Raw genomic sequence first — 20,355 nt, forward strand, 5'->3', positions numbered from 1 at the left:
GCGTGGGGGTGGCGGTGTGGGCGGCGGGGGGCGTGTGGGCCTGGGGGCCGGTGGACATACCAGCGCTGACACCCGGACCCGCGCCTGTCTCCGGACCCGGACCCGCGCCTGTCTCCGGACTCGCGTCCGAGTCCGGACCGGTGAAGATCCCGGCCTCGGCCTCGAGGGCGGCGACGGTGACGGTGGCTTCCGCGCCGGTGCGGATGCCCGCGTCGGAGGTGGCGGTGCTGTCCGCTCCCGCGCTCGCTCCCGCCTCCGTCGTGTCGTCGGTCGTGGTCGTCGGAAGCGGTTCGGCCGATTCGGCCGGTTCGAGGGTCACCGTCATGCCGCCGGGGAGCGTTCCGTCGGCCCTGGTCCTGAGGCCCATGCCGGGAGGGGGTGTCTCGGCGACCTTGGTCCAGAGGTCGGGACCGGTCGCGGGTGCCCCGGCGGGCTCGGCCCGCCGCGTCCGCGTCGGCGTCGGCGTCAGGGACACCCTGGTCCAGCGGCTGGGCCGGGCCGGGGCATCGGCGTCGGGGGCGCGTCCGCCTGCCGGACGGAGCGATTCGGCCTGCTCCTCGGTGAGACGTACGAGCGGCGGGAGCGTGTCGCCCGGCTCCTGACCGGGGTGCGCGTCCTGCCGCCCGGCCCCGGCGGGTGCGGTCCGGCCGGTGAGGCGCGTGACCGTCGACAGCGGCTCCCGGCTCTCGGGCGCGGGGCCCGGACCGACGGCCGGCGCCCCGGTCGGCCGGACCGCACGGACCGTCTCGTCCCGCGCCGCGCGAGGGGTCCCGGTGGGCCGGGGCCGGAGTGCCCGGGGCGGACCGGCCGGTCCGCCGGTCCGCAGGGGCGCCTGCTGGAGGGGGACCGGACGGGGTGCGGGGAGACCGGGGAGACCCTGATCCCCCGTGTCCGCCGGCTCCGCCCCCTCCGGCGCCTCCAGGAGCGCGACCCCGCACGGAACCGCCCCGGTGACGTACGGCAGCCGGAGCACTCCTTCCGCGCTCCACAGCCCGGTGCCGGGCAGCCAGCCCTCGGGCGCCGGACGATGGTGGATCCGGCGCTCGGACGGGCGCCACACCCCGACCCACGTGCCGCCCGGGCCGTCGATGCGCAGGGCGACCGCGCAGGACTCCGGGGTCAGCACCTGGCCGGGCTGGATCGCGAACGGGCTGATCACACAGCCCGTCGCGCTCAGACAGTCCGGGAAGCGGACCGGCAGGGTGCTGCCGAGCACGCCCCAGCCGAGCCGGTCCCGGCCGGGGGACGGCGCGTCGGAGCGGATGAGCAGCAGTCCGCTGTCCGCGTCCGCGAGGAGCAGCCGGTCGTTGCTGTGCTCGGCGATCTGGAGGAGCGGGGACACCTCGCCGCCGCGTTCCAGGTCGACGACGACGGTCTTGGTGCGGCCGTCGTGGACACGGTCCAGCGCGAGCAGCCGTCCCGTGCCGTCCAGCCACACCCCGCCCGAGCAGTGGCCCGGCACCTCGGCCAGGTGCTCCGGGCCGAACGCGCCGCCGGCCACCAGCCACACCGCCGTCGAGCCCCGGCCCACCGCCAGGGCGTACGCGCGCTCCCCGTCCGGACCGGGCGGCAGCAGTCGCAGCACCGTGCCCGCGTCGGGACACTCCACCGCGCCGAGCGGAAGCTCGCCGGTGCCCGGTCCGGTCGGATACAGGAGGGAGAAGGTGTGGCGTCCGTCGTCCGCGCGGTGGATCAGGACCCTGCCGTCGCTGAGCGGCAGCACCTCGGCGCCGGGCGCCTCGGGCTGGGGACCGGGCAGCGGCACGGTGTACGGCTCGGGGCCGTCCAGCGTCCAGCGCTCCGGGTACCAGCGCTCGCCGTCGCGGGTGAGCCGTGCCCCGTAGGCGCCGTCGGCGGTGATCACACAGCCGGGAGGAGCGGCCCACCGGCCCATGGCGTCGCCGTACTCGGCACCGTTCACACGCTCGCTCCGCACCAGGGGTTCTCTCGCACCGGCCGTCATCGTTCGGTCACCTCCGGCGACGAAGGTAGTTTTCGCACGCACAGGCGGGGGAGCGACGGGCTGCTGCTTCACACATAAGGGTGGCCGTGTTCGGATTCGCCTGAGGGAACGGGACGGATGTGCTGAGGATGGCGGGAAGTCGCGCGCCGGGATGGCGGGAAGTCATACGTTCCTAGGACAGGAAGCCCTGCGCCGGGAATGCGGGAAGCCCTGTGCCGGGAACGGGGGGACGTGGTGCGCCGGGAACGGGGGCGGGCCTTAGGCCGGGAACGGGGGGAAGCCCCGGGGCGGGTACGGCGGGAGCCCCGGGCCGGGGACGGCGGGCAGCTGTGATCCGGGAACGGCGGGAAGCCGCGGGCCGGAGCGCCGGGAGTCCCGTGTCGGGGATGGCGGGCAGCGCCGGGCCGGGTACGGCGGGAGCCCCTGTGCCAGGGGTTCTGGGAACCCCGTAACCCCGTACCGACGGCCCCCTGAGGAGGACCGGCGGATCCGCCACCCCGCGGCCCCCGGACGGACTCCTCGCGTTGTCCGTTCGCTCAGCTCCCGGGCGGAGCCCTCGTGTCCTCCGGTCGCTCAGCCCCCCGGGCACGGGACCCTCGCCCGTGACCGGTCGGGGAGGGACGCGGGGCAGGTAGCCTTTTCCCCGTGCCCCGTCTGTCTGAAGTCATCGCCGCGCTCGACGCCCTGTGGCCCCCGGAGCGGGCCGAGGGGTGGGACGCCGTCGGCACCGTCTGCGGCGACCCGGACCAGGAGGTCACGCGCGTCCTGTTCGCCGTCGACCCGGTCCAGGACATCGTCGACGAGGCGGTGAAGCTGGACGCCGACCTGCTCGTCACCCACCACCCGCTCTATCTGCGCGGTACGACGACCGTGGCGGCCGGCACCTTCAAGGGCCGGGTCGTGCACACGCTGATCAAGAACGACATCGCGCTGCACGTCGCCCACACCAACGCCGACCGTGCCGACCCGGGCGTCAGCGACGCGCTGGCCGGGGCCCTGGACCTCCGGGTCGTACGGCCCCTCGTGCCCGACGCCACCGACCCCGAGGGACGCCGTGGCCTCGGCCGCGTCTGCGAGCTGGACCATCCGCTGACCGTGCGCGAACTCGCCGCCCTCGCCGCCGAGCGGCTGCCCGCCACCGCGCAGGGCATCCGCGTCGCGGGCGACCCCGACGCGCTGGTGCGGACCGTCGCGGTCAGCGGCGGCTCCGGGGACAGCCTGTTCGACGACGTGCGCGCCGCGGGCGTCGACGCCTTCCTCACCGCGGACCTGCGGCACCACCCGGTGTCCGAGGCCCGCGCCCACAGTCCTCTCGCGCTGCTCGACGCGGCGCACTGGGCCACCGAGTGGCCCTGGTGCGAGCTGGCCGCAGCCCAGCTCGACGAGATCTCCGACCGGAAGGGATGGGGACTGCGCGTCCACGTCTCCCGGACGGTCACCGACCCCTGGACCGCCCACGCGGCCTCACACCACGACACCTCAGGAGCCCCCAACTGAACGCCGCGCCCGCCGACCAGATCCGACTTCTCGACGTCCAGGCTCTCGACTCCCGTGTGCAGCAGCTCGCGCACAAGCGGAAGTCGCTGCCCGAGCACGCCGAGATCGAGTCGCTGAACAAGGACCTCACGCAGCTGCGCGACCTGCTCGTCGCCGCGCAGACCGAGGAGAGCGACTGCGCCCGCGAGCAGACCAAGGCCGAGCAGGACGTCGACCAGGTGCGCCAGCGTGCCGTCCGCGACCAGCAGCGGCTGGACTCGGGCGCCGTCACCTCGCCGAAGGACCTGGAGAACCTCCAGCGCGAGATCGTCTCCCTCGCCAAGCGCCAGGGTGACCTGGAGGACGTCGTCCTCGAGGTGATGGAGCGCCGCGAGTCCGCCCAGGAGCGGGTCGCGGAGCTGACCGAGCGGGTCTCCTCCGTGCAGGCGAAGATCGACGACGCGACCTCGCGCCGTGACGCCGCCTTCGAGCAGTTCGACGGCGAGAGCGCCTCGGTCACCAAGGAGCGCGAGGTCATCGCCGCCTCCGTGCCGGCCGACCTGCTCAAGCTGTACGACAAGCTGCGCCTGCAGCAGGGTGGGGTCGGTGCCGCCCGGCTCTACCAGCGCCGCTGCGAGGGCTGCCGTCTGGAGCTCAACATCACCGAGGTCAACGAGGTGAAGGCGGCCGCTCCCGACGCCGTGCTGCGCTGCGAGAACTGCCAGCGCATCCTGGTGCGCACGTCCGAGTCCGGCCTGTAGGGAGACTCGTCCGTGCGGGAGTTCATCGTCGAGGCCGACGGAGGTTCCCGGGGCAACCCGGGGCCCGCGGGCTACGGCTCCGTGGTCATCGACGCGGCGACGGGGGAGACGCTGGCGGAGCGCGCCGAGTACATCGGCGTCGCCACCAACAACGTCGCCGAGTACCGGGGCCTGGTCGCCGGTCTGGAGGCGGCGCGCGACCTCGACGCGTCCGCGACGGTCCGGGTCCGGATGGACTCCAAGCTCGTCGTCGAGCAGATGTCGGGGCGCTGGAAGATCAAGCACCCGGACATGAAGCCGCTCGCGGCGCGGGCGGCCCGGGTCCTTCCGGGCTCCCAGGTCACGTACGAGTGGATCCCGCGCGAGCGGAACAAGCACGCGGACCGGCTGGCCAACGAGGCGATGGACGCGGGCAAGCGGGGCGAGGCGTGGTCGCCGTCGGAGTCGACGGCCGAGCTGAACGCCCGGGCGGCCCGCGCCGCGGCCCCCGCCCCCACGGGCCCACCCGGAGACGCGACAGCAGGCGCAGCCAGAGCCCGAGCAGCCCTGGCCTCCACCCGCCAGGGCGCCGAAGCGCCCGCCGAGCCCGAGGAACTGCGCGCCCAGCCCACGACAACCGTCACCCGGCCGACGGCCACAGGCGCCACCCGCCACCCCGGCGGCGAAGCCGCAGAAGCGACCGGCGGGGGCGGCGAAGCCGCAGAAGCGACCGGTGCGGGGAAGGGGCGCGAGGAACTGCGCGCCCAGCCCACGACAACGGCCGGTCGGCCGACGGCCACAGGCGCCACCCCCCAGCCCGGCGGCGAAGCCGCAGAAGCGACCGGCGGGGGCAAGGGGCGCGAGGAACTGCGCGCCCAGCCCACGACAACCGCCAGTCGGCCCCCGGCCAGAACCGGTCCCGCACAGCCCGGCGGCGAAGCCGCAGAGACCCCTGCCGCCGCGAGGCCGGGCGACGACGTGCGGGCCGCGAAGAACGTGGCCGCCGCGCAGACCACCCCGGCGTCCGGCTGGACCGCGCCCCCCGACATGGGCGCCCCCGCCACCTTCGTCCTGCTGCGGCACGGCGAGACCCCCCTGACCCCGCAGAAGCGGTTCTCGGGCAGCGGCGGCAGCGACCCGTCGCTGTCCGCCGTCGGCCGGGAGCAGGCCGAGCGGGTGGCCGCCGCGCTGGCGGCACGCGGCACGATCCAGGCGATCGTGGCCTCCCCGCTGGCCCGGACCCGCCAGACCGCCGCGGCCGTCGCCGCCCGGCTCGGCCTCGACGTGCTCGTCGAGGACGGCCTGCGCGAGACGGACTTCGGCGCCTGGGAGGGGCTGACGTTCGGCGAGGTGCGCGAACGCCACCCCGAGGACCTGAACGCCTGGCTCGCCTCGCCGGAGGCCGAACCGACCGGCGGCGGCGAGAGCTTCGCGGCGACGGCACAGCGCATGGCGGCCACCCGCGACAAGCTGATCGCCGCCTACGCCGGCCGTACGGTCCTGCTCGTCACGCACGTCACCCCGATCAAGACCCTCGTCCGGCTGGCCCTCGGCGCCCCGCCGGAGTCCCTGTTCCGGATGGAACTGTCGGCGGCGTCGCTCTCGGCGGTGGCCTACTACGGGGACGGCAACGCGAGCGTCCGGCTGTTCAACGACACCTCCCACCTGCGCTGACCTCGGGCCACCCCGGCCCCGGGTCGTCCAAGGCGCCGCAGGCACCGGTGCCGAGGCCCGCGGCGGGACTCACCCCCGCCGGGCCGCCCGGTCCCGGAGGACGGCGGCGGTCTCCCGGTCCGCCGGGAGGAACGCCTCCAGATGGAGCTCGGCGAGCGTGACGTCCACCGCGGTGGCGAACGACGTGAGCGTGGTGAGCAGCCTCAACTCGCCCTCCGGGCACCGCAGTCGCAGCGGGACGGCGAAGCCGAGGTAGTCCGCCCCGGGCTCGCTCGCCGGAACGTACCCCGCCAGCTCCTCGACCAGCGCGTCGAGGCGGGGATCGGGGCTGCGCAGCGAACGGGCCCGCAGGTTCTCCACGATGTGCCGGCCCCAGGCGTCCAGGTTGACCACCCGGGACGCCATGCCGCGCGGATGCAGGGCCAACCGCAGGACGTTCACCGGCGGTTCCAGCAGTTCGGGAGCCGCCCCCTCGGTCAGGACGTCGAAGGCGGCGTTGGCGGCGACGAGTTCACCGCACGGCCCGGCCACCACCGCCGGACAGGGCAGATGCCCTTCGAGGATGCCGTCCAGCGCCTCGCGCACGGGCTTCAGCGCGGCGGAGTCGAGTGACGACTCGACGAACGCGGGGGCGTAACCCGCCGCCAGGAGCAGCGCGTTGCGCTCCCGCAGGGTCAGGTCCAGTGACTCGGCGAGCCGGATCACGATCTCCCTGCCGGGCACCGAGCGCCCGCGCTCGATGAAGCTGACGTACCGCTGGGTCGTGCCCGCGCGGGAGGCGAGCTCCAGCTGGCTCACCCGGCGGGCGTGCCGCCAGCGCAGCAACTCCCGTGCGAAGGGAGGGGGTTCGGCGGAGATACCGGTCGTCATGCGACCAGTTGTACGTCACGCCCCCGACACCGGGACGACGGAGCGGGTCCCACCCCGCCCGGCACCGGCACGACGGCGCTGGTCTCACTCGGCCGGAGCCCGCCCGGAGCCGGGCCCAGGGCCGGCAGAGGCCCGCGGCTACCGGCGCAGCGCCGACGCCGCCCGTGCCAGGTCCTCGACCCTGCGCCAGTCGCGGGCGGCGACCGCGTCCGCCGGGAGCATCCAACTTCCGCCCACACAGCCCACGTTGGACAGTGCGAGATAGTCGGGCGCGCAGTCGGGGCCGATACCGCCCGTCGGGCAGAACCGCGCCTGCGGGAGCGGTCCCGCCAGGGACTTCAGATAGGCCGTACCGCCCGCCGCCTGCGCGGGGAAGAACTTCATCTCGCGCACCCCCCGCTCCAGCAGCGCCACCACCTCGGAGGCGGTGGACACCCCCGGCAGGAACGGCACCCCGGACCCCCGCATGGCCTCCAGCAGCGCGTCCGTCCAGCCGGGGCTGACCAGGAAGCGGGCGCCCGCCCGGAGCGCGTCGCCCACGTGCTCCGGAGTCAGGACCGTGCCCGCGCCCACCACCGCCTCGGGCACCTCGGCCGCGACGGCCCGGATCGCGTCGAGCGCCGCCGGGGTCCGCAGGGTCACCTCGATCGCGGGCAGCCCCCCGGCGACGAGCGCCCGCGCGAGCGGCACCGCGTCAAGGGCGTCGTCGATCACGACCACGGGGACGACGGGTGCCAGATCCAGGACGGAGGCAGGCGGAGCCGGGGGCGGTGACGACGTCATGCCCCTCATCCTGCCCGGGGTGTGCAGCCTGCGCAAAGGTCGTTGCACATGCTGCAACGGCGGGGTGGATCAGTGGATCTCGCGCACCACCACGTCGAGAGCCCACGGCCTGCCCGCCCCGGCGGGGGCCTCGGCCTCGACCGTGTGGCCGAGGTCCCGCAGCGCCTCCACCAGCTCGGCCGGGTTCTTCGGCGCGGCGTTCGCGGTGAGCAGGCTGCGTACGATCCTGCCCTTGGTCGCCTTGTTGAAATGGCTCACGACGGACCGCTTCTCGACCCCGTTCACCAGCTGTGCGTGCAGGACCCGTACGGTCGCCGTCCGGGTCGCCACCTCGCCCTTGGGCTTCCATGCGGCGGTGTAGGCGGAGGAGCGCAGGTCCAGGACGAGTCCGTCGCCCGCGGCCTCGGGGAGCGCGTCGGCCATCGGCGCCCGCCAGTGCGCGCCCAGCGCTCCGAGGCCCGGCAGCTTCACTCCCATCGAGCAGCGGTAGGAGGGGATCCGGTCGGTCACCCGCACCGCGCCCCACAGCCCGGAGAAGACGAGCAGCGAACGGCCCGCGCGGCGCTTGGCGGCGGTGTCCAGCGAGGCCAGGTCCAGGGCGTCGTAGAGGACGCCCGTGTAGATCTCCCCGGCCGGGCGCGTGCCCGCGGTCCGCAGTTCCGTGTTCTTCGCGATCTCGCCCCGCAGGCCCTCGCTCAGTCCGAGGACCTCGCGGGCCTTCTCCTCGTCGGCCACGCACAGCTCGACCAGCTCGTCGAGGACCGCCCGACGCGCCTCCGCGAGACCCGGCAGGGACAGCGACTCGGGCTTGAGCGCGGTTCCCCGGCCGGAGGGCGCCTTGCCCTCGGAAGGCGGCAGCAGCACGAGCACGGTGGGTTCTCCTCACAACGGATACGGACCTCAGCCAGCGTACGGGGTGACCCCGGCCCCCTTTCCCCGCCCGGAGGGCGCCTCGTTCCGGGTGCTGACCCGTGGCCCCCGGCCTACGCTCGACGCATGCCCCGTCGTCACGTCCGTGTCACCGGTGCCCCGCAGGCCCCGCTGTGCGCCGCTCTGCGCGCGCTGCGGACCGAACTCGGCGTGCCCGGGAGTTTCCCGGCCGACGTCCTCGCGGAGGTCGGGCCCCCGGCCCGGCTGCCCGCCCACGACGCGACAGACATCCCCCTGTTCACCATCGACCCGCCGTCCGCCGAGGACCTCGACCAGGCGATGCACCTCTCCCGCCGTGAGCGGGGCGGGTACCGCGTCCAGTACGCCATCGCCGACGTCGCCGCCTTCGTGACGCCCGGCGGAGCCCTGGACGCCGAGGCGCACCGGCGGGTGACGACCCTCTACTTCCCCGACGGCAAGGTCCCCCTCCACCCGCCCCCGCTCTCCGAGGGCGCCGCGAGCCTGCTGCCGGGCCAGACCTGCCCGGCCGTCCTGTGGACGATCGACCTCGGCCCCGACGGCCGCACGGAGGTCACCGACGTCCGCCGCGCCCTGGTCCGCAGCCGCGCCAAGCTGGACTACGCGACCGCGCAGCACCGGATCGACGACGGCACGGCGGAGGAACCCCTCGCCCTGCTCAAGGAGGTCGGCACCCTGCGTGAGGCACTGGAGGCCGAGCGCGGCGGCATCTCGCTCAACGTGCCCGAGCAGGAGATCGTCGAGAAGGATGGGACGTACGAACTCGCCTACCGGGCCCCGCTGCCCGCCGACGGCTGGAACGCGCAGATCTCCCTGCTCACCGGGATGGCGGCGGCCGACATGATGCTCGACCACGGCACCGGAGTCCTGCGCACCCTGCCCGCCGCGCCCGACGGGGCGGTCGGACGGCTGCGCCGCACCGCCCGGGCCCTGCGCATCGACTGGCCGCACCACGTCTCGTACGCGGCGCTCGTCCGCTCGCTCGACCCGCGCCTGCCGTACCACGCCGCGTTCCTCCAGGAGTGCACGACCCTGCTGCGCGGCGCCGGGTACACCGTCTTCCGCGACGGAGTGCTCCCCGAGGTCACCGCGCACGCCGCCGTCGCCGCGCCCTACGCCCACTGCACGGCCCCGCTGCGCCGGCTCGTCGACCGCTACGCCACGGAGATCTGTCTCGCCGCCGCCGCGGGACTGCCGACGCCCGAGTGGGTCCTCGCCGCGCTCGACGCCCTGCCCAAGGAGATGGCCGAGGGCAGCCGGCGCGCGGCCACCGTCGAGCGCGAGTGCGTCGACATCGTGGAGGCCGCCCTCCTCAAGGGCCGGATCGGCGACCTGTTCGAGGCCTGCGTGGTGGACGTGACGGAACACGACCCCACGGTCGGCACCGTGCAGCTGGAGTTCCCGGCGGTCTTCGCCCGGGTCTCCGGCGGCACCACACCACTGCCCCTGGGCGAACGCCTGCGGGTACGGCTCACCCGGGCGGACCCCGGCACGGCGAAGGCGCAGTTCGAACCCGCCTGACCCGGCGGACGGCCCCGCGGCCCGGAAACGATCCGGCGGGCGGCCCCGCGGCATGGAAACGGGGGACGCGGGTGTTGCCCCCGTAGGGCGGACGCGGCGGACGGGTGCGGCCGCGGCGGGCGGGGGGAGAGGCGGCCATGACCGGCGGGACACGGGCGACGACGGGATCGGGCACCGGGACGGCGCCCCGGACCGCCGCGGGTTCCTCGAAGCACACCGGGACCGCGGAGGGTTCGTCGGGGCACACCGGGACCGCGGAGGGTTCGTCGGGGCACGCCGGGAGAGCCGAGGGTTCCGAGCGGCGCACCGCGACCGCGGAAGGCTCCTCGGGGCGTACCGGGAGAGCCGGGAGGGAAGAGGCCCGCTGGACCCGGGCCGTCCTCGGTCCCGGCGGCCGGCCCCTCGACCTGCTGACCGCCCGCTTCGACCGGCACCGCTACGCCCCGCACACCCACGACGAGTTCACCATCGGCGTCAGCGTCGGCGGCTCGGAACTCATCGGCTACCGCGGCGGCCAGCTCCGCACCGGCCCCGGCTCCATCGTCGTGCTGGCCCCCGGCGAGATCCACACCGGCGGTCCCGCCGCCCCCGAGGGCTACGCCTACCGGGCCCTGTACGTGGAGCCGTCCCTGCTCGCGGAGGGCACCGCCGGCGGCCTCCCGCACTTCAGGGAAGGGCTGCTGGACGACCCCGAACTCGCCGCCGCGCTGCGTGCCGCGCACACCGAACTGAGCCTCTGCCCCGACCCGCTGGAGGCCGAGTCCCGACTGCCGTGGCTGCTCGCCGCGCTGACCCGGCGGCACTCCACGGCCCGCCCCGACCGCGACCACGTCCCCGGCGCCCCGCACATAGCCGACGCCGTACGCGACCGCCTGTCCGGCGAACTCCAGGCCCCGCCCTCCCTCGCCTCCCTCGCCGCGGACCTGGGCCTGTCCCGCTACCAGCTCCTGCGCGCCTTCCGGTCGACGACGGGGATACCGCCGTACGCCTGGCTGGCCCAGTACCGGGTGCACCGGGCCCGCGGTCTCCTGGAGTCCGGGCTCCGTCCCGCCGAGGCCGCGGCGCTCGTGGGCTTCGCCGACCAGGCGCACCTGACCCGCTGGTTCCGCCGGGTCCTGGGCGTCACCCCGGCGGCGTACCGCGCGAGCGTGCTGCCGCCCGGGACCTGAGCGCAACAGCGTTCAAGACCCCGGGTGGGCCGGTGGCCGAGACTGCGTCCATGACTGCACGCGGCTGGTTTCTGTTCTCCCTGATGGGAGTGATCTGGGGCATCCCCTATCTGATGATCAAAGTGGCGGTGGACGAGGTGTCCCCGTCGGTGGTGGTGTTCACCCGCTGCGCGATCGGCGCCGCGCTGCTGCTCCCCTTCGCGGTGCGCCAAGGCGGACTGGCGGAGACCGTACGGGCCCACTGGCGGCCGATGCTGGCCTTCGCGGTCATCGAGATCATGGTCCCCTGGTGGACCCTCACGGACGCCGAACGGCATCTGTCCAGCTCCACCGCGGGCCTGCTGATCGCCGGGGTCCCGATCGTCGGCGTCGTCGCGGCCCGCTTCCTCGGCGACGCCGAACGGCTCGGCGCCCGGCGCGTCACCGGCCTCGCCCTCGGCCTGACCGGGGTCGGGGTCCTCACGGCGCCGCACCTGACCGGCGGAGACGCCCGCTCGCTGGCCGAGGTGCTGCTCACCGTCGTCGGCTACGCCACCGCCCCCCTCATCGTCGCCCGCCGCCTCAAGGACGTGCCCTCGCTCCATCTGACCGCCCCCTGCCTGGCCCTGGCGGCCCTGGTCTACGCCCCCGCGGCGGCCTTCACCCGGCCCGCCGAGGTCCCCTCGGGCCAGGTCCTGGCCGCCCTCGCGGGCCTCGGTGTGGTCTGCACGGCCGTCGCCTTCGTGGCCTTCCTGGAGCTGATCAAGGAGGCGGGCCCGACCCGGGCGACGGTGATCACGTACGTCAACCCGGCCGTCGCGGTCGCGGCGGGCGCCCTCTTCCTGGACGAACACCTGACCCCCGGGATCCTCGCCGCGTTCGCCCTCATCCTGGCGGGCTCGGTCCTGGCCACGGCCACCGCCGGTCCCCGGCGTCCCGCCCGGCCGGTACCATGGTCGGCACGGCAGACGAGCCGGGCGGACGGCCGCGTGGAGGTTCTTGTGGACCTTCCCGAGGAACGTCCGGACTCCATAGGGCAGGGTGGTGGCTAACGGCCACCCGGGGTGACCCGCGGGACAGTGCCACAGAAAGCAGACCGCCACGAACTCCGGTTCGCGGTAAGGGTGAAACGGTGGTGTAAGAGACCACCAGTGCCCAGGGTGACCTGGGCAGCTAGGTAAACCCCACCCGGAGCAAGGTCAAGAGGAGCCGTCCTCTCGCGAGGGAAGGCGGCTCTGCGCGGACGTTAGAGGGCTGCTCGCCCGAGTTCGCGGGTAGACCGCACGAGGCCGGCGGCAACGCCGGCCCTAGATGGATGGCCGTCTCCCCGGCCGCCGCGAGGCGACCGGGTGACAAAATCCGGCGTACAGCCCGACTCGTCTGCCACCACGGCGATGGCGCAGGAAAGGGCCTCCGACCCACGTCGGAGGCCCTTTCCCGTGTTCGCGTGTTTCCCGTGTTCCCGGACCCGGAGTCCGGGCGGCGCGGCGGCGCCCGGGGTCACATGCGCTGAGCGGGCAGCGCCGTGTAGTGGAACTCGATGCCGCACAGCAGGACGGTCTGGCCCGGGGGGCAGACGATCTCCCGTTCCGGCCGGCCCGCCGTACGGCAGCGCAGCCGGATCGGAGGCTGCTCCCGCAGCGGTCCCGGAACGCTCTTGATCCTGACGGTGCCCGAGCCGTCCAGCAGCGGGGAGAGGTCGGCGGTGACCTCGCGCCGTCCCTGCAACGGGATCTGCAACGGCACACGGGCGTCGACCGCCTCGGCGGACACCGTTCCCTGGACGGGACGGTGACGGCGCAGCAGCCAGAGGCCGCACGGGAGCAGGAGCACCAGGAGCAGGCCCACCAGGACGGTCCAGCGCACCGGATCCGTCGTCGTGCGCACGGTGCCCGCCACGGCCAGGGGCCCGCCCGCCGGAGCGTCGGCGAGCCGGACGTCCTTGCCGACGTAGCGCCGGGCCGCCGACGCCAGCGGCGTACTCACCTTGCCTGTCACCGAGAGCTTCCACGTCTGCGGGTCCGAGCCGCCGCTCCAGCCCTCACCATGGGCCGTGGTGGAGCGCAGCGACAGGTCGAGGTCCGTGGACTCGCCCGGCTTGAGGTCGACCGAACGGGGCAGGGCCGAGGCGAGGGCGACCCCCTCGGGAAGGCCGTCGATCCCCAGGCCGGTGAGCCGGACGGGCAGCGCCTTCGTGGTCGCCGTGAGCCTCACCCTGATGTCCGACGCGGCGGGCACGGACCCGCCCTTGCGGACGCCGGGCCAGGAGACGGCGATCCCCCTGCCCCGGTCGCCGTCCACGGACAGGGCCGCCTGCCGCAGCCGGGTGTCGTCCTGGGCCTGCGTCATGGCCTCGCTGATCCGGGTCCCCGAGGTGTCCAGCATCCGGTAGCTCGGGAACACCTTGGCCAGCACGTTCTTCACGTCGGTGCCGGGCCTCAACGAGATGCCGTAGCCCGTCAGGCTGCGGTCCGAGGGCAGGCCGGAGGCCTGTCTGCGCAGCGCGGACCAGCCCTTCGCCTTGAAGTCGCGGTAGCGGGGATCGTCGGGCGCCACCAGCTCCGCGTCGGACAGCAGCAGCACCCCGCAGGCGTCGGTGTCCGTGCGCTGGAGGCCGTCCAGGGCCTGCTCGAAGGCGCGCCCGAAGTTGGAGGCGGTTCCGTCCGGGCTGGCCGGCAGGGTGTCGTCGAGCTTCTGGAGCGCCTCGTCGGGGGAGACCATCTCGCAGGCGGAGGCGCCGTCGCTGAAGGGGATCAGGCAGACGCGGTCCTCGGCGCGGAGCGACTTCAGGAACGTCGGCAGGACCGCGCGGACCTTGTCGTAGGAACCGTCGTCGGCCATGGACCCCGAGGTGTCGACGGCCACCGCGTAGCTCGCTCCCCGGGGGCTCGCGACCGTGTCCAGGAAGGACTCCAGGCCGGGGGAGTCGTCCGCGCCGGCGGACGCGCAGGGCCCCAGTGCGAGAAGTCCCGTGGCCAGCAGGGCCGTCAGGACGCGCCGGGCGGGTGCGAGCCGGTTGTCTGATGTCATTGGCTGCTTCCTTTTTTCCACTGCTTCTTGTGTCTGCGCGGCCTTCCCGAGGACAGGTTGAAGGCGGACAGCACCCGTACCCAGCGCAGTTCACGCACCCGGGAACGCTGCCGCCTCAGGTCCCTCCTGCTCTGCTTGAGGATCGTCTTGGCCCGCCACCCGCCACCGCCGTGACCGGAGGCCCGGCCGGCCACGATCAGCCGCCGGATGTCGTGCAGCACCTCCGCGGTCTCGCGGGCCGTGCACCGGTACGTGGTCAGGAGCCCGCGCTCCAGGTGTTCGAAGAGCGCCTCCCGGTTCTCGTTCAGGGCCTTCTCCCACCAGCGGCCCGCCAGTTCCAGGGCCTGCCGCCCGTCCGAGGACTCGGGCTGGAGTGCGAAGGGCGCCCACATCGTCGCGATCTCATGGGCCGGGAGGGACTGGCGGACGGCGATACCGAGCCGCTCCAGCGGCGTGTTCGCGTCCTGCTCCGCTTCGCCGTGCCGCCTGCCGTCCAGGGAGTTCGGGGCCGGAGCTCCGCCGCGACCGCGTCCCGTCGTGCCGCCGGCCGGGCGCGCACCCCCTTGGCGGGGGGCCGTGCCGGGGCGGGGCGGGGCGACGAACGGCCGCTGCGACCGGACGGCCGCCGGCTGTTCCTCCCTGCGCCGGGCGGCGGTGGCCCGGGCGGCGGCCGCCTTCTCGGCCTCCAGCCGTTCGTGCCACGCGCGGTCCCGCTCCGCCACCCGCCGGTGCAGTTCCGCCACGGCCTTGGGGTCCGGCGCCCGTTCGAGGGCCGCAAGCACCAGCGCCTCGCCGTCCTTGCCCCAGGGCTCGGTGAGCACGGGCCGGACGAGTTCCTCCAGCAACAGGTCCATGGACGAACGCAGCCACTTGTCCTTCAGCAGGAAGCCCAGGCTCTTCGCGTACGAGATGCAGGCCTCCCTGCGCCACTGCGGGCCGACCACCGGCATCCCCACGAGACAGCGCAGGACGTCGGACCACGCCCGGCAGTCCGCCCACGCGTCCTCGCCGAGGAGCTCCGCGAGCAGCTCCGCGCCCCGCTCCTCCGCCTCGTCCGGCGAGGACGCGTTCCGTGTCCCCCCGCGGTTCATGAAGGGCAGGGTGAAGCCGTCCCGGCCGTTGCCGGCGGCCCGGTGACGCGATCCGAGGGCCAGGGTGCGCAGCGCGCCCCACAGACCCCGGACGGTCTCCGCGGTCAGGTCGGGCTGCCCGGCGCCCACCGTCGCGGAGAGGACGTACAGGGCCTCCAACGGTGCCGGAAACGGCTCCCGGTAGGCCGAGCACTCCCCCGTGCCGTGGACCAGGACCGACCAGGCCCGCAACCAGGCGGGTGCCACGGGGCTGTTCGCGGCGACGGCCTCCAGCCACTGCCGCAGCCTGACCGGGTCGGAGCATTCCCTGGCGAGGACTCCCTGGGTGAGCAGGGGCGCCTCCCACAGCGCCTGCGCGACGGCGGGACTGTCCCCGATCACCTTGGCCGGTCCCAGGGTGCGCAGACAGTCGACCACGTACGGGAGTTGCTGCTCCGCCCCGGCGCCCTCGTCGTCGGCGAGCAGCCGCAGGACGTCGGCCTCCTTGCCGCAGTCCTCCACCATCTGCCACAGCCGGCTCAGCCGCGTACGGCAGGACGAACTGTCGGTGCCCGAGGCGGCGACGCTCAGGGCCACGCTCAGCAGGTTCTCCGCCACGGCGATGGACACCAGCGGTCCGTTGTCCTCGTCCACCCACAGACGGCGCATCACGTCGTCCATCTCCCGGGCGGTGTCCTCGACCACGTAGTCGATCCCGCGCTGGACGAGCCGCTGCACGGCGGCGGAGTCGGGATCGGCGTTGCCCGTCAGGCTGTTGAGTCCTTCGGCGACGACGTGGACCGACTCGTGGCCGGCCTCCACCGCGTTCACCGCCACCTGGAAGGGGTCCAGCCGGTCGAGGCAGCTCAGGACGGCCTCGTGGTCGGACAGGGGGACCGGGGCGTCGTAGGACAGCAGGGTGTGGGCGACCGCCAGGAACCCCTGGTCCTTGATCAGATGGGTCAGCCGGCGCCGGTACTGCTCGGGCCGGCCATCGGGCACCTGGGGAAGGGTGCCCAGCCGGACGGTGGTGGCCTCCGGGGTGTGCCCCGGTCCGAAGGCCAGATGAGTGGGCGGTTGGTCCCCGCCGTCGACGCAGCTCCCCACGGCCAGTCCGCTGCGCACCCCGTACGGCAGGAATCCGGCGACGGCGTCGAGGACGGCCAGCCGGGTCCTCGGCTCCAGCGTGCCCGCGCCGGTGATGACGACTTTGCGGCCGCCGAGGAGGAGGGCCGCCACGGCGGCCGCCCACAGCGCGGCCGCGGTGCGCCGCAGCTCCTCCTCCATGTCGGACGCGAGGCCGGGCACGTGGTCGGCGACGGTGTCCAGCCCGGTGAGCAGTCCGTGGCCCGGTTGCCCGGCGATCGCCAGCGGGATGCGCTCCTCGTGGTCCTGCGGCAGCGGCACGTCCGCCACGGCGTCCCACAGGGCCACGTACTCCACGCGGTGGGGCGCCAGTTCGGGAGTGTTCAGAAGGAAGTAGCGGGTCGGGGTGACGTCCCGGTTCGCGCCGTCGCGCAGTTCCGAGGACTCCATCACGGAGATGCCGGTCCAATCGCCCTCCGGGAAGCGCAGCCCGAACACGGAGACCCACGGCAGCCGGTCGTGCAGGGCGTTGGCAGGCGGCGGGTTGCCGAGGCCCGCGGCGGCGACGTACTGGGCGAACACGTTGCGGCGCTGGGCTCCTCCGGCGCAGTGCAGCACGTCGTACTCGCCCAGGGAGCCGGGTCTCTTGCTGTACCAGGCCCACCACGCCCTCGGGGCGAACACGTCGTTCATGCGCGGACCCCGTCCCGCATGCCGAGCAGCAGTGCCACGAGCGGGTCCATCACGTTGTACGGGCTCAGCGGGCCGACGATGCGGTAATTGCCGTCGACGACGTTGACGTTGCCGAACCGCTTGAGGTCGATCGAGCCGCCCGGCATGGTGCCGAACCCGATCGCGGAGGTGGTGAAGTAGTGGATGCGCGAGGGGTGGAAGTTGGCGCGCAGGGTCTGTCCCACCAGCCGCATGGTGCTGCCGTGCAGGTCGTCGGCCAGCCAGTCGAAGAAGCCGGCCGGGTCGGTCACCACGGGCACGCCGTTGCGGCCGAGGTCGGTCCAGCCGCCGCGCCGGGCCCGGTCGAACACCTCCGGGTCGTCGAACTTCGTCAGACAGACGGCGATGTGGTGCGGCAGATAGGGGCCGTCCAGCCGGTTCTCCTCCATGCAGATGCGGGTGATCCGGGTGAGCGTTCCGTTGAGATAGGCGAAGGAGTCGCTGTCCTGGGCTTCGCGCAGCGGGTCGAAGAGATAGACGAGGCCCTGGGCCTGGGCCAGGTGCTCGATGCTGCGGCCGGCGATGGCACCGCCCCTGAGGTCCTCGTACGCGCCACCGGGCACGTCCAGCACGCTCAGGTCGAACTCCATGCGCTGCGAGGGCCGTGAGCGCCAGAGCCTGCGTCTGCCGAAGGAGGTGCCGCTGACGTCCCCGCGGAACCGCCACGCGTAGGACCGGACCTGCTGGGTGGCCTGCGGGAAGACCCGGTCGATGGCCAGCTGCCGGGAGGTCTCCACCAGGAACGCCTCCGACGCGTCGTCCGAGGGCACCACCTGCCAGCGTCCGAACGGTCCGTCCGGGTCGAGCGCCGCGAGCCGCAGGGCGCCCAGGAACGTGGTCTTGCCCGAGGCCGGGGAGCCCCACACACCGATCCGGGTCGTGCCGTCCTGGTGCCGGGCGGGCGCGGGATCGCCGGGGGAGTCCGAGGCGTCGTCGCCCCCGCGCTCGCCCGTGCCGGGAACGGCCTCGACGGGCCAGCCCTGTTCCGGGTCGTCCTCCGCGGCGGGCTCCCCGAAGAGGTTCGGCGGCAGCAGCGCCGGGGGGAAGCGGGTCTTGTCCGACTCGTCTTCAGTCATCGTGCTCACTGTCCTTCAGGCTGAGTCGTGCCGGAGCGGGGCCGAAGCCGTACGGCACGGCGGAACGTCCGAGGGCGGGATCGGTCAGCAGTCCCGGCGCCTCGGCGGGGCGGCCCAGGGCGCCGCTGACGCACAGGGCGACGTCCTCCGGCGTGTGGGTCCCGAGGGCGAAGAGGTGGTCGCGGCCGAGGCCGTCCCACGCCTTCCGCTGTCGTTCGAGGGTCTTGGGGCGCCAGTGCCGGGTCCCGGCGGTGGCCGGGTGGCGTACGCCGACGACGGTCAGGCCGGGGCAGGTCTGCGACCGCAGCCGGTCCAGGGACCGCTCGTAGTCGCGGCCGTCGGGGCAGGGCAGGCAGAGGTCGGCCTGCTGGCGCACCGGGTGGGGCGGCCGCCGCGCCAGGACCAGCAGGACCTGCCGGGCACCCTCCCGCCAGTGCTGCCAGCGCGCCGCCGCGTCCAGGGCGTCCTCCAGCGGGGCCGCGTAGTCGTGCCGTACGGGCTTCGGGGTGAGCCTGCGGACGGCCTCGGCCGCGGCCGCCGCCGGGCCGGGGCCCCAGGGCCGGAGCACGTCGGCGGGCGTCCTGGCGCGCGCGGGCACGAAGGTGTGGTCCTCGTAGCCGATGAGACCGACCCTCAGTCCCCGGGGCGTTCCCCCGCCCGGCGCTTCGCCCGCGCGGGACCGCCGCCAGGCGCTGTCGACCTGCTGGAGCAGCGCGTGCAGGAACCCCGCGCGGGCCTCGAACTCGGTCCGTTCTCCGCCGAGTTCGAGCAGAGCCAGCAGATCGGCCGCGCCGGCCGGCGGCGGGGCGGGGGTGTCCGGGTACGGCAGGGTGTGTCCGCCGCGCTCCTCGGTGAACAACTCCGGCTCGGTGAACCGCAGTCGGCCGTCCCGGTCGAGCGCCACGGTGACGGTGGTCCGTCCGCCGGGGCGCACCCGGGCGCGTCCGGTCCGCAGGACGGGCCAGTCCTCGGTGCGGGCCCCCCAGGCGGTGACGAGGGGCAGGGCGTACACCCCGGAGGTCTGCCCGGGTTCCGCCAACAGCTCGACGGAGGACAGCAGTTCACCTTCCTGGGGCAGGGTGGTGCCGCCGGGGAAGAGGATGCGGCCCGCGGCTTCCCTCCGGTCCGGCGCATCGGTGGGGGCGGGGCGGGTGAGCAGGGCGTAGCCGTGGCGCAGCGGCACCCGGCGGCAGGCCTCGGTCACGATCTCGTCGAGGGTGCGGGGGTCGTCGGCGTCGGCCAGCACCCGGGCCGCCGCGGGCGCGCGGGCCGCCAGGGCCTCGGCCGCGCGGCCCGGCCAGCGCCAGCCGGCCGCCTGCCAGACGAGGATCAGCGGCACCAGGCGGCCCCGGGCGCGTGCGGCGCGCAGGGAGGCCAGCGCGGTGGCCAGGGCCTGGTCGACGACGGGCTCCCAGGCGCGGTCGGCGGCCCGCTGGAGGCCCCGGGTGCCGTAGGGGGGTGCCGTGCCGATGCCTCCCGCCAGGACGAAGGCGCGTTCCGCCGGGGAGGAGGGCAGCCAGGGCGCGGCCTGAGTCCAGTCGGTCCCGCCGTCGACGGGGGTGCGGGTCCAGCCGGTGCCGGCCGGGTCCCGCCCCAACTCCCGTACGGCCAGGCCGGTCACGGAGACGCCGAGGACGTGCACCGCGTCGCACTCGCCGGCCGCGAGCCCGGTGAGGACGGACACGGCTCCCGCGAGGGCGCCGCGCGGCACCCCGTCGCTCTGCCCGCCGTCGAGGACCCGGAGGTCGCGGACCGGGCGGTGGGGGGCGCGCCGGACCAGCGACCGGATACGGACGTCGACGGTGGCACCCGGCGGCATGCCGCGTGCTTCGCCGACGGCCGCCAGGTGGCCCGAGGCGAGGACGGCGGCGGAGGTGTCCCAGGACCAGCAGGCGGCGATCTCCGCCTCGCGCGCCTCGGGGCCGGTGGCGGCGTCCGGCTGCCGGCCGCAGGTGGCGCAGCGGCCGGGGCCGGTCTCCGACCAGCAGACCGGGCACGGTCCGGTCCGCCCGGCGCCCGGGGGCCACGGCTCGAAGGACCCGGATCCGTCCCGGCGGGTGCTCGTCACCGGCGGCGTCCGCGGGCCGGACGCTGCCGGCAGGGCTCGGGTGTCGGGCGCCTGCGCGCCCCGGTAACGCTGTGCACGGTTTCCCCCTCGGACCGGCGTCCCCGCGGCCGCACCGGGGCGATGAACTCACGGTGCGGGACTGGCAGCTGAGGATCGCCAGCGATCGTAGTGGGCTCTCTGACCGATGTCTGATGAAATGACATACTTCG

Annotated in this window: 12 protein-coding genes, 1 other RNA gene and 2 pseudogenes; 7 read left to right on the top strand and 8 right to left on the bottom strand. The window is 74.7% G+C overall.

Annotated features, from left to right (window positions below; genetic code table 11):
* Positions 1–823: 823 nt before the first annotated feature.
* Positions 824–1,963: pseudogene (locus IO36_RS28150) on the bottom strand (hypothetical protein); the annotation flags it as partial.
* 645 nt (positions 1,964–2,608) lie between these two features.
* Between IO36_RS28150 and IO36_RS28155 the strand changes: the two are divergent.
* From IO36_RS28155 to IO36_RS28165, 3 genes are read left to right on the top strand one after another with little or no spacing between them, the layout of a single operon-like run.
* Entirely contained in the window at positions 2,609–3,460 is an 852-nt protein-coding gene (locus IO36_RS28155) for a Nif3-like dinuclear metal center hexameric protein (RefSeq protein WP_037623857.1), read from the top strand.
* Complete coding sequence (locus tag IO36_RS28160; protein ID WP_037624020.1) at positions 3,457–4,200, top strand: zinc ribbon domain-containing protein; 744 nt, start codon at positions 3,457–3,459, stop codon at positions 4,198–4,200. Before IO36_RS28155 ends, IO36_RS28160 begins: the two co-directional genes overlap by 4 nt.
* A gap of 12 nt (positions 4,201–4,212) precedes the next feature.
* On the top strand, positions 4,213–5,853 hold the full coding sequence (locus IO36_RS28165) for a bifunctional RNase H/acid phosphatase (protein WP_037623858.1): 1,641 nt from the start codon (positions 4,213–4,215) through the stop codon (positions 5,851–5,853).
* Between the two features lie 69 nt (positions 5,854–5,922).
* Here IO36_RS28165 and IO36_RS28170 read toward each other — a convergent pair whose 3' ends face one another.
* From IO36_RS28170 to yaaA, 3 genes are all read right to left on the bottom strand, one after another.
* A complete protein-coding gene (locus tag IO36_RS28170) occupies positions 5,923–6,723 on the bottom strand; it encodes a helix-turn-helix domain-containing protein (RefSeq protein WP_037623859.1) in 801 nt (266 codons plus the stop codon).
* 138 nt (positions 6,724–6,861) lie between these two features.
* Entirely contained in the window at positions 6,862–7,506 is a 645-nt protein-coding gene (gene eda / locus IO36_RS28175) for a bifunctional 4-hydroxy-2-oxoglutarate aldolase/2-dehydro-3-deoxy-phosphogluconate aldolase (RefSeq protein WP_037623860.1), read from the bottom strand.
* 69 nt (positions 7,507–7,575) lie between these two features.
* Entirely contained in the window at positions 7,576–8,376 is an 801-nt protein-coding gene (yaaA, locus tag IO36_RS28180) for a peroxide stress protein YaaA (RefSeq protein WP_037623861.1), read from the bottom strand.
* 126 nt (positions 8,377–8,502) lie between these two features.
* Between yaaA and IO36_RS28185 the strand changes: the two genes are divergently transcribed.
* From IO36_RS28185 to rnpB, 4 genes and pseudogenes are all read left to right on the top strand, one after another.
* Positions 8,503–9,936, top strand: coding sequence for an RNB domain-containing ribonuclease (locus IO36_RS28185; RefSeq protein WP_037623863.1), 1,434 nt, complete (start codon positions 8,503–8,505; stop codon positions 9,934–9,936).
* Positions 9,937–10,073: 137 nt separating this feature from the next.
* Positions 10,074–11,105 (top strand): AraC family transcriptional regulator, encoded by a 1,032-nt coding sequence (locus IO36_RS28190; protein WP_245173519.1) that lies wholly within the window; start codon positions 10,074–10,076, stop codon positions 11,103–11,105.
* Positions 11,106–11,218: 113 nt separating this feature from the next.
* Positions 11,219–11,983 (top strand): annotated as a pseudogene (locus IO36_RS49400) (DMT family transporter); the annotation flags it as partial.
* Positions 11,984–12,053: 70 nt separating this feature from the next.
* Positions 12,054–12,467: RNase P RNA component class A (gene rnpB, locus IO36_RS43390), an RNA gene on the top strand.
* Between the two features lie 117 nt (positions 12,468–12,584).
* Here rnpB and IO36_RS28200 read toward each other — a convergent pair.
* From IO36_RS28200 to IO36_RS28215, 4 genes are read right to left on the bottom strand one after another with little or no spacing between them, the layout of a single operon-like run.
* Positions 12,585–14,114 carry a vWA domain-containing protein gene (locus tag IO36_RS28200; protein ID WP_037623867.1) on the bottom strand — a complete coding sequence of 510 codons (1,530 nt, stop codon included), beginning with the start codon at positions 14,112–14,114 and terminating at the stop codon, positions 12,585–12,587.
* A complete protein-coding gene (locus IO36_RS28205) occupies positions 14,111–16,963 on the bottom strand; it encodes a hypothetical protein (RefSeq protein ID WP_037623869.1) in 2,853 nt (950 codons plus the stop codon). Before IO36_RS28205 ends, IO36_RS28200 begins: the two co-directional genes overlap by 4 nt.
* The gene (locus IO36_RS28210) at positions 16,960–18,078 is read right to left on the bottom strand and encodes a hypothetical protein (protein WP_037623870.1); all 1,119 of its coding nucleotides are present in this window, start codon (positions 18,076–18,078) and stop codon (positions 16,960–16,962) included. Before IO36_RS28210 ends, IO36_RS28205 begins: the two co-directional genes overlap by 4 nt.
* Positions 18,071–20,146 carry a hypothetical protein gene (locus tag IO36_RS28215; RefSeq protein ID WP_037623871.1) on the bottom strand — a complete coding sequence of 692 codons (2,076 nt, stop codon included), beginning with the start codon at positions 20,144–20,146 and terminating at the stop codon, positions 18,071–18,073. Before IO36_RS28215 ends, IO36_RS28210 begins: the two co-directional genes overlap by 8 nt.
* Positions 20,147–20,355 lie beyond the last annotated feature (209 nt).

This window comes from Streptomyces aureus, assembly GCF_000725495.1.
Lineage (GTDB): Bacteria > Actinomycetota > Actinomycetes > Streptomycetales > Streptomycetaceae > Streptomyces > Streptomyces aureus_B.

Bases quoted from the DNA above. Each gene is read 5' to 3' on its own strand.
- IO36_RS28170 (WP_037623859.1), bottom strand. From the start codon at position 6,723: ATGACGACCGGTATCTCCGCCGAACCCCCTCCCTTCGCACGGGAGTTG.
- eda (WP_037623860.1), bottom strand. From the start codon at position 7,506: ATGACGTCGTCACCGCCCCCGGCTCCGCCTGCCTCCGTCCTGGATCTG.
- IO36_RS28185 (WP_037623863.1), top strand. From the start codon at position 8,503: ATGCCCCGTCGTCACGTCCGTGTCACCGGTGCCCCGCAGGCCCCGCTG.
- IO36_RS28190 (WP_245173519.1), top strand. From the start codon at position 10,074: ATGACCGGCGGGACACGGGCGACGACGGGATCGGGCACCGGGACGGCG.
- IO36_RS28200 (WP_037623867.1), bottom strand. From the start codon at position 14,114: ATGACATCAGACAACCGGCTCGCACCCGCCCGGCGCGTCCTGACGGCC.
- IO36_RS28205 (WP_037623869.1), bottom strand. From the start codon at position 16,963: ATGAACGACGTGTTCGCCCCGAGGGCGTGGTGGGCCTGGTACAGCAAG.
- IO36_RS28210 (WP_037623870.1), bottom strand. From the start codon at position 18,078: ATGACTGAAGACGAGTCGGACAAGACCCGCTTCCCCCCGGCGCTGCTG.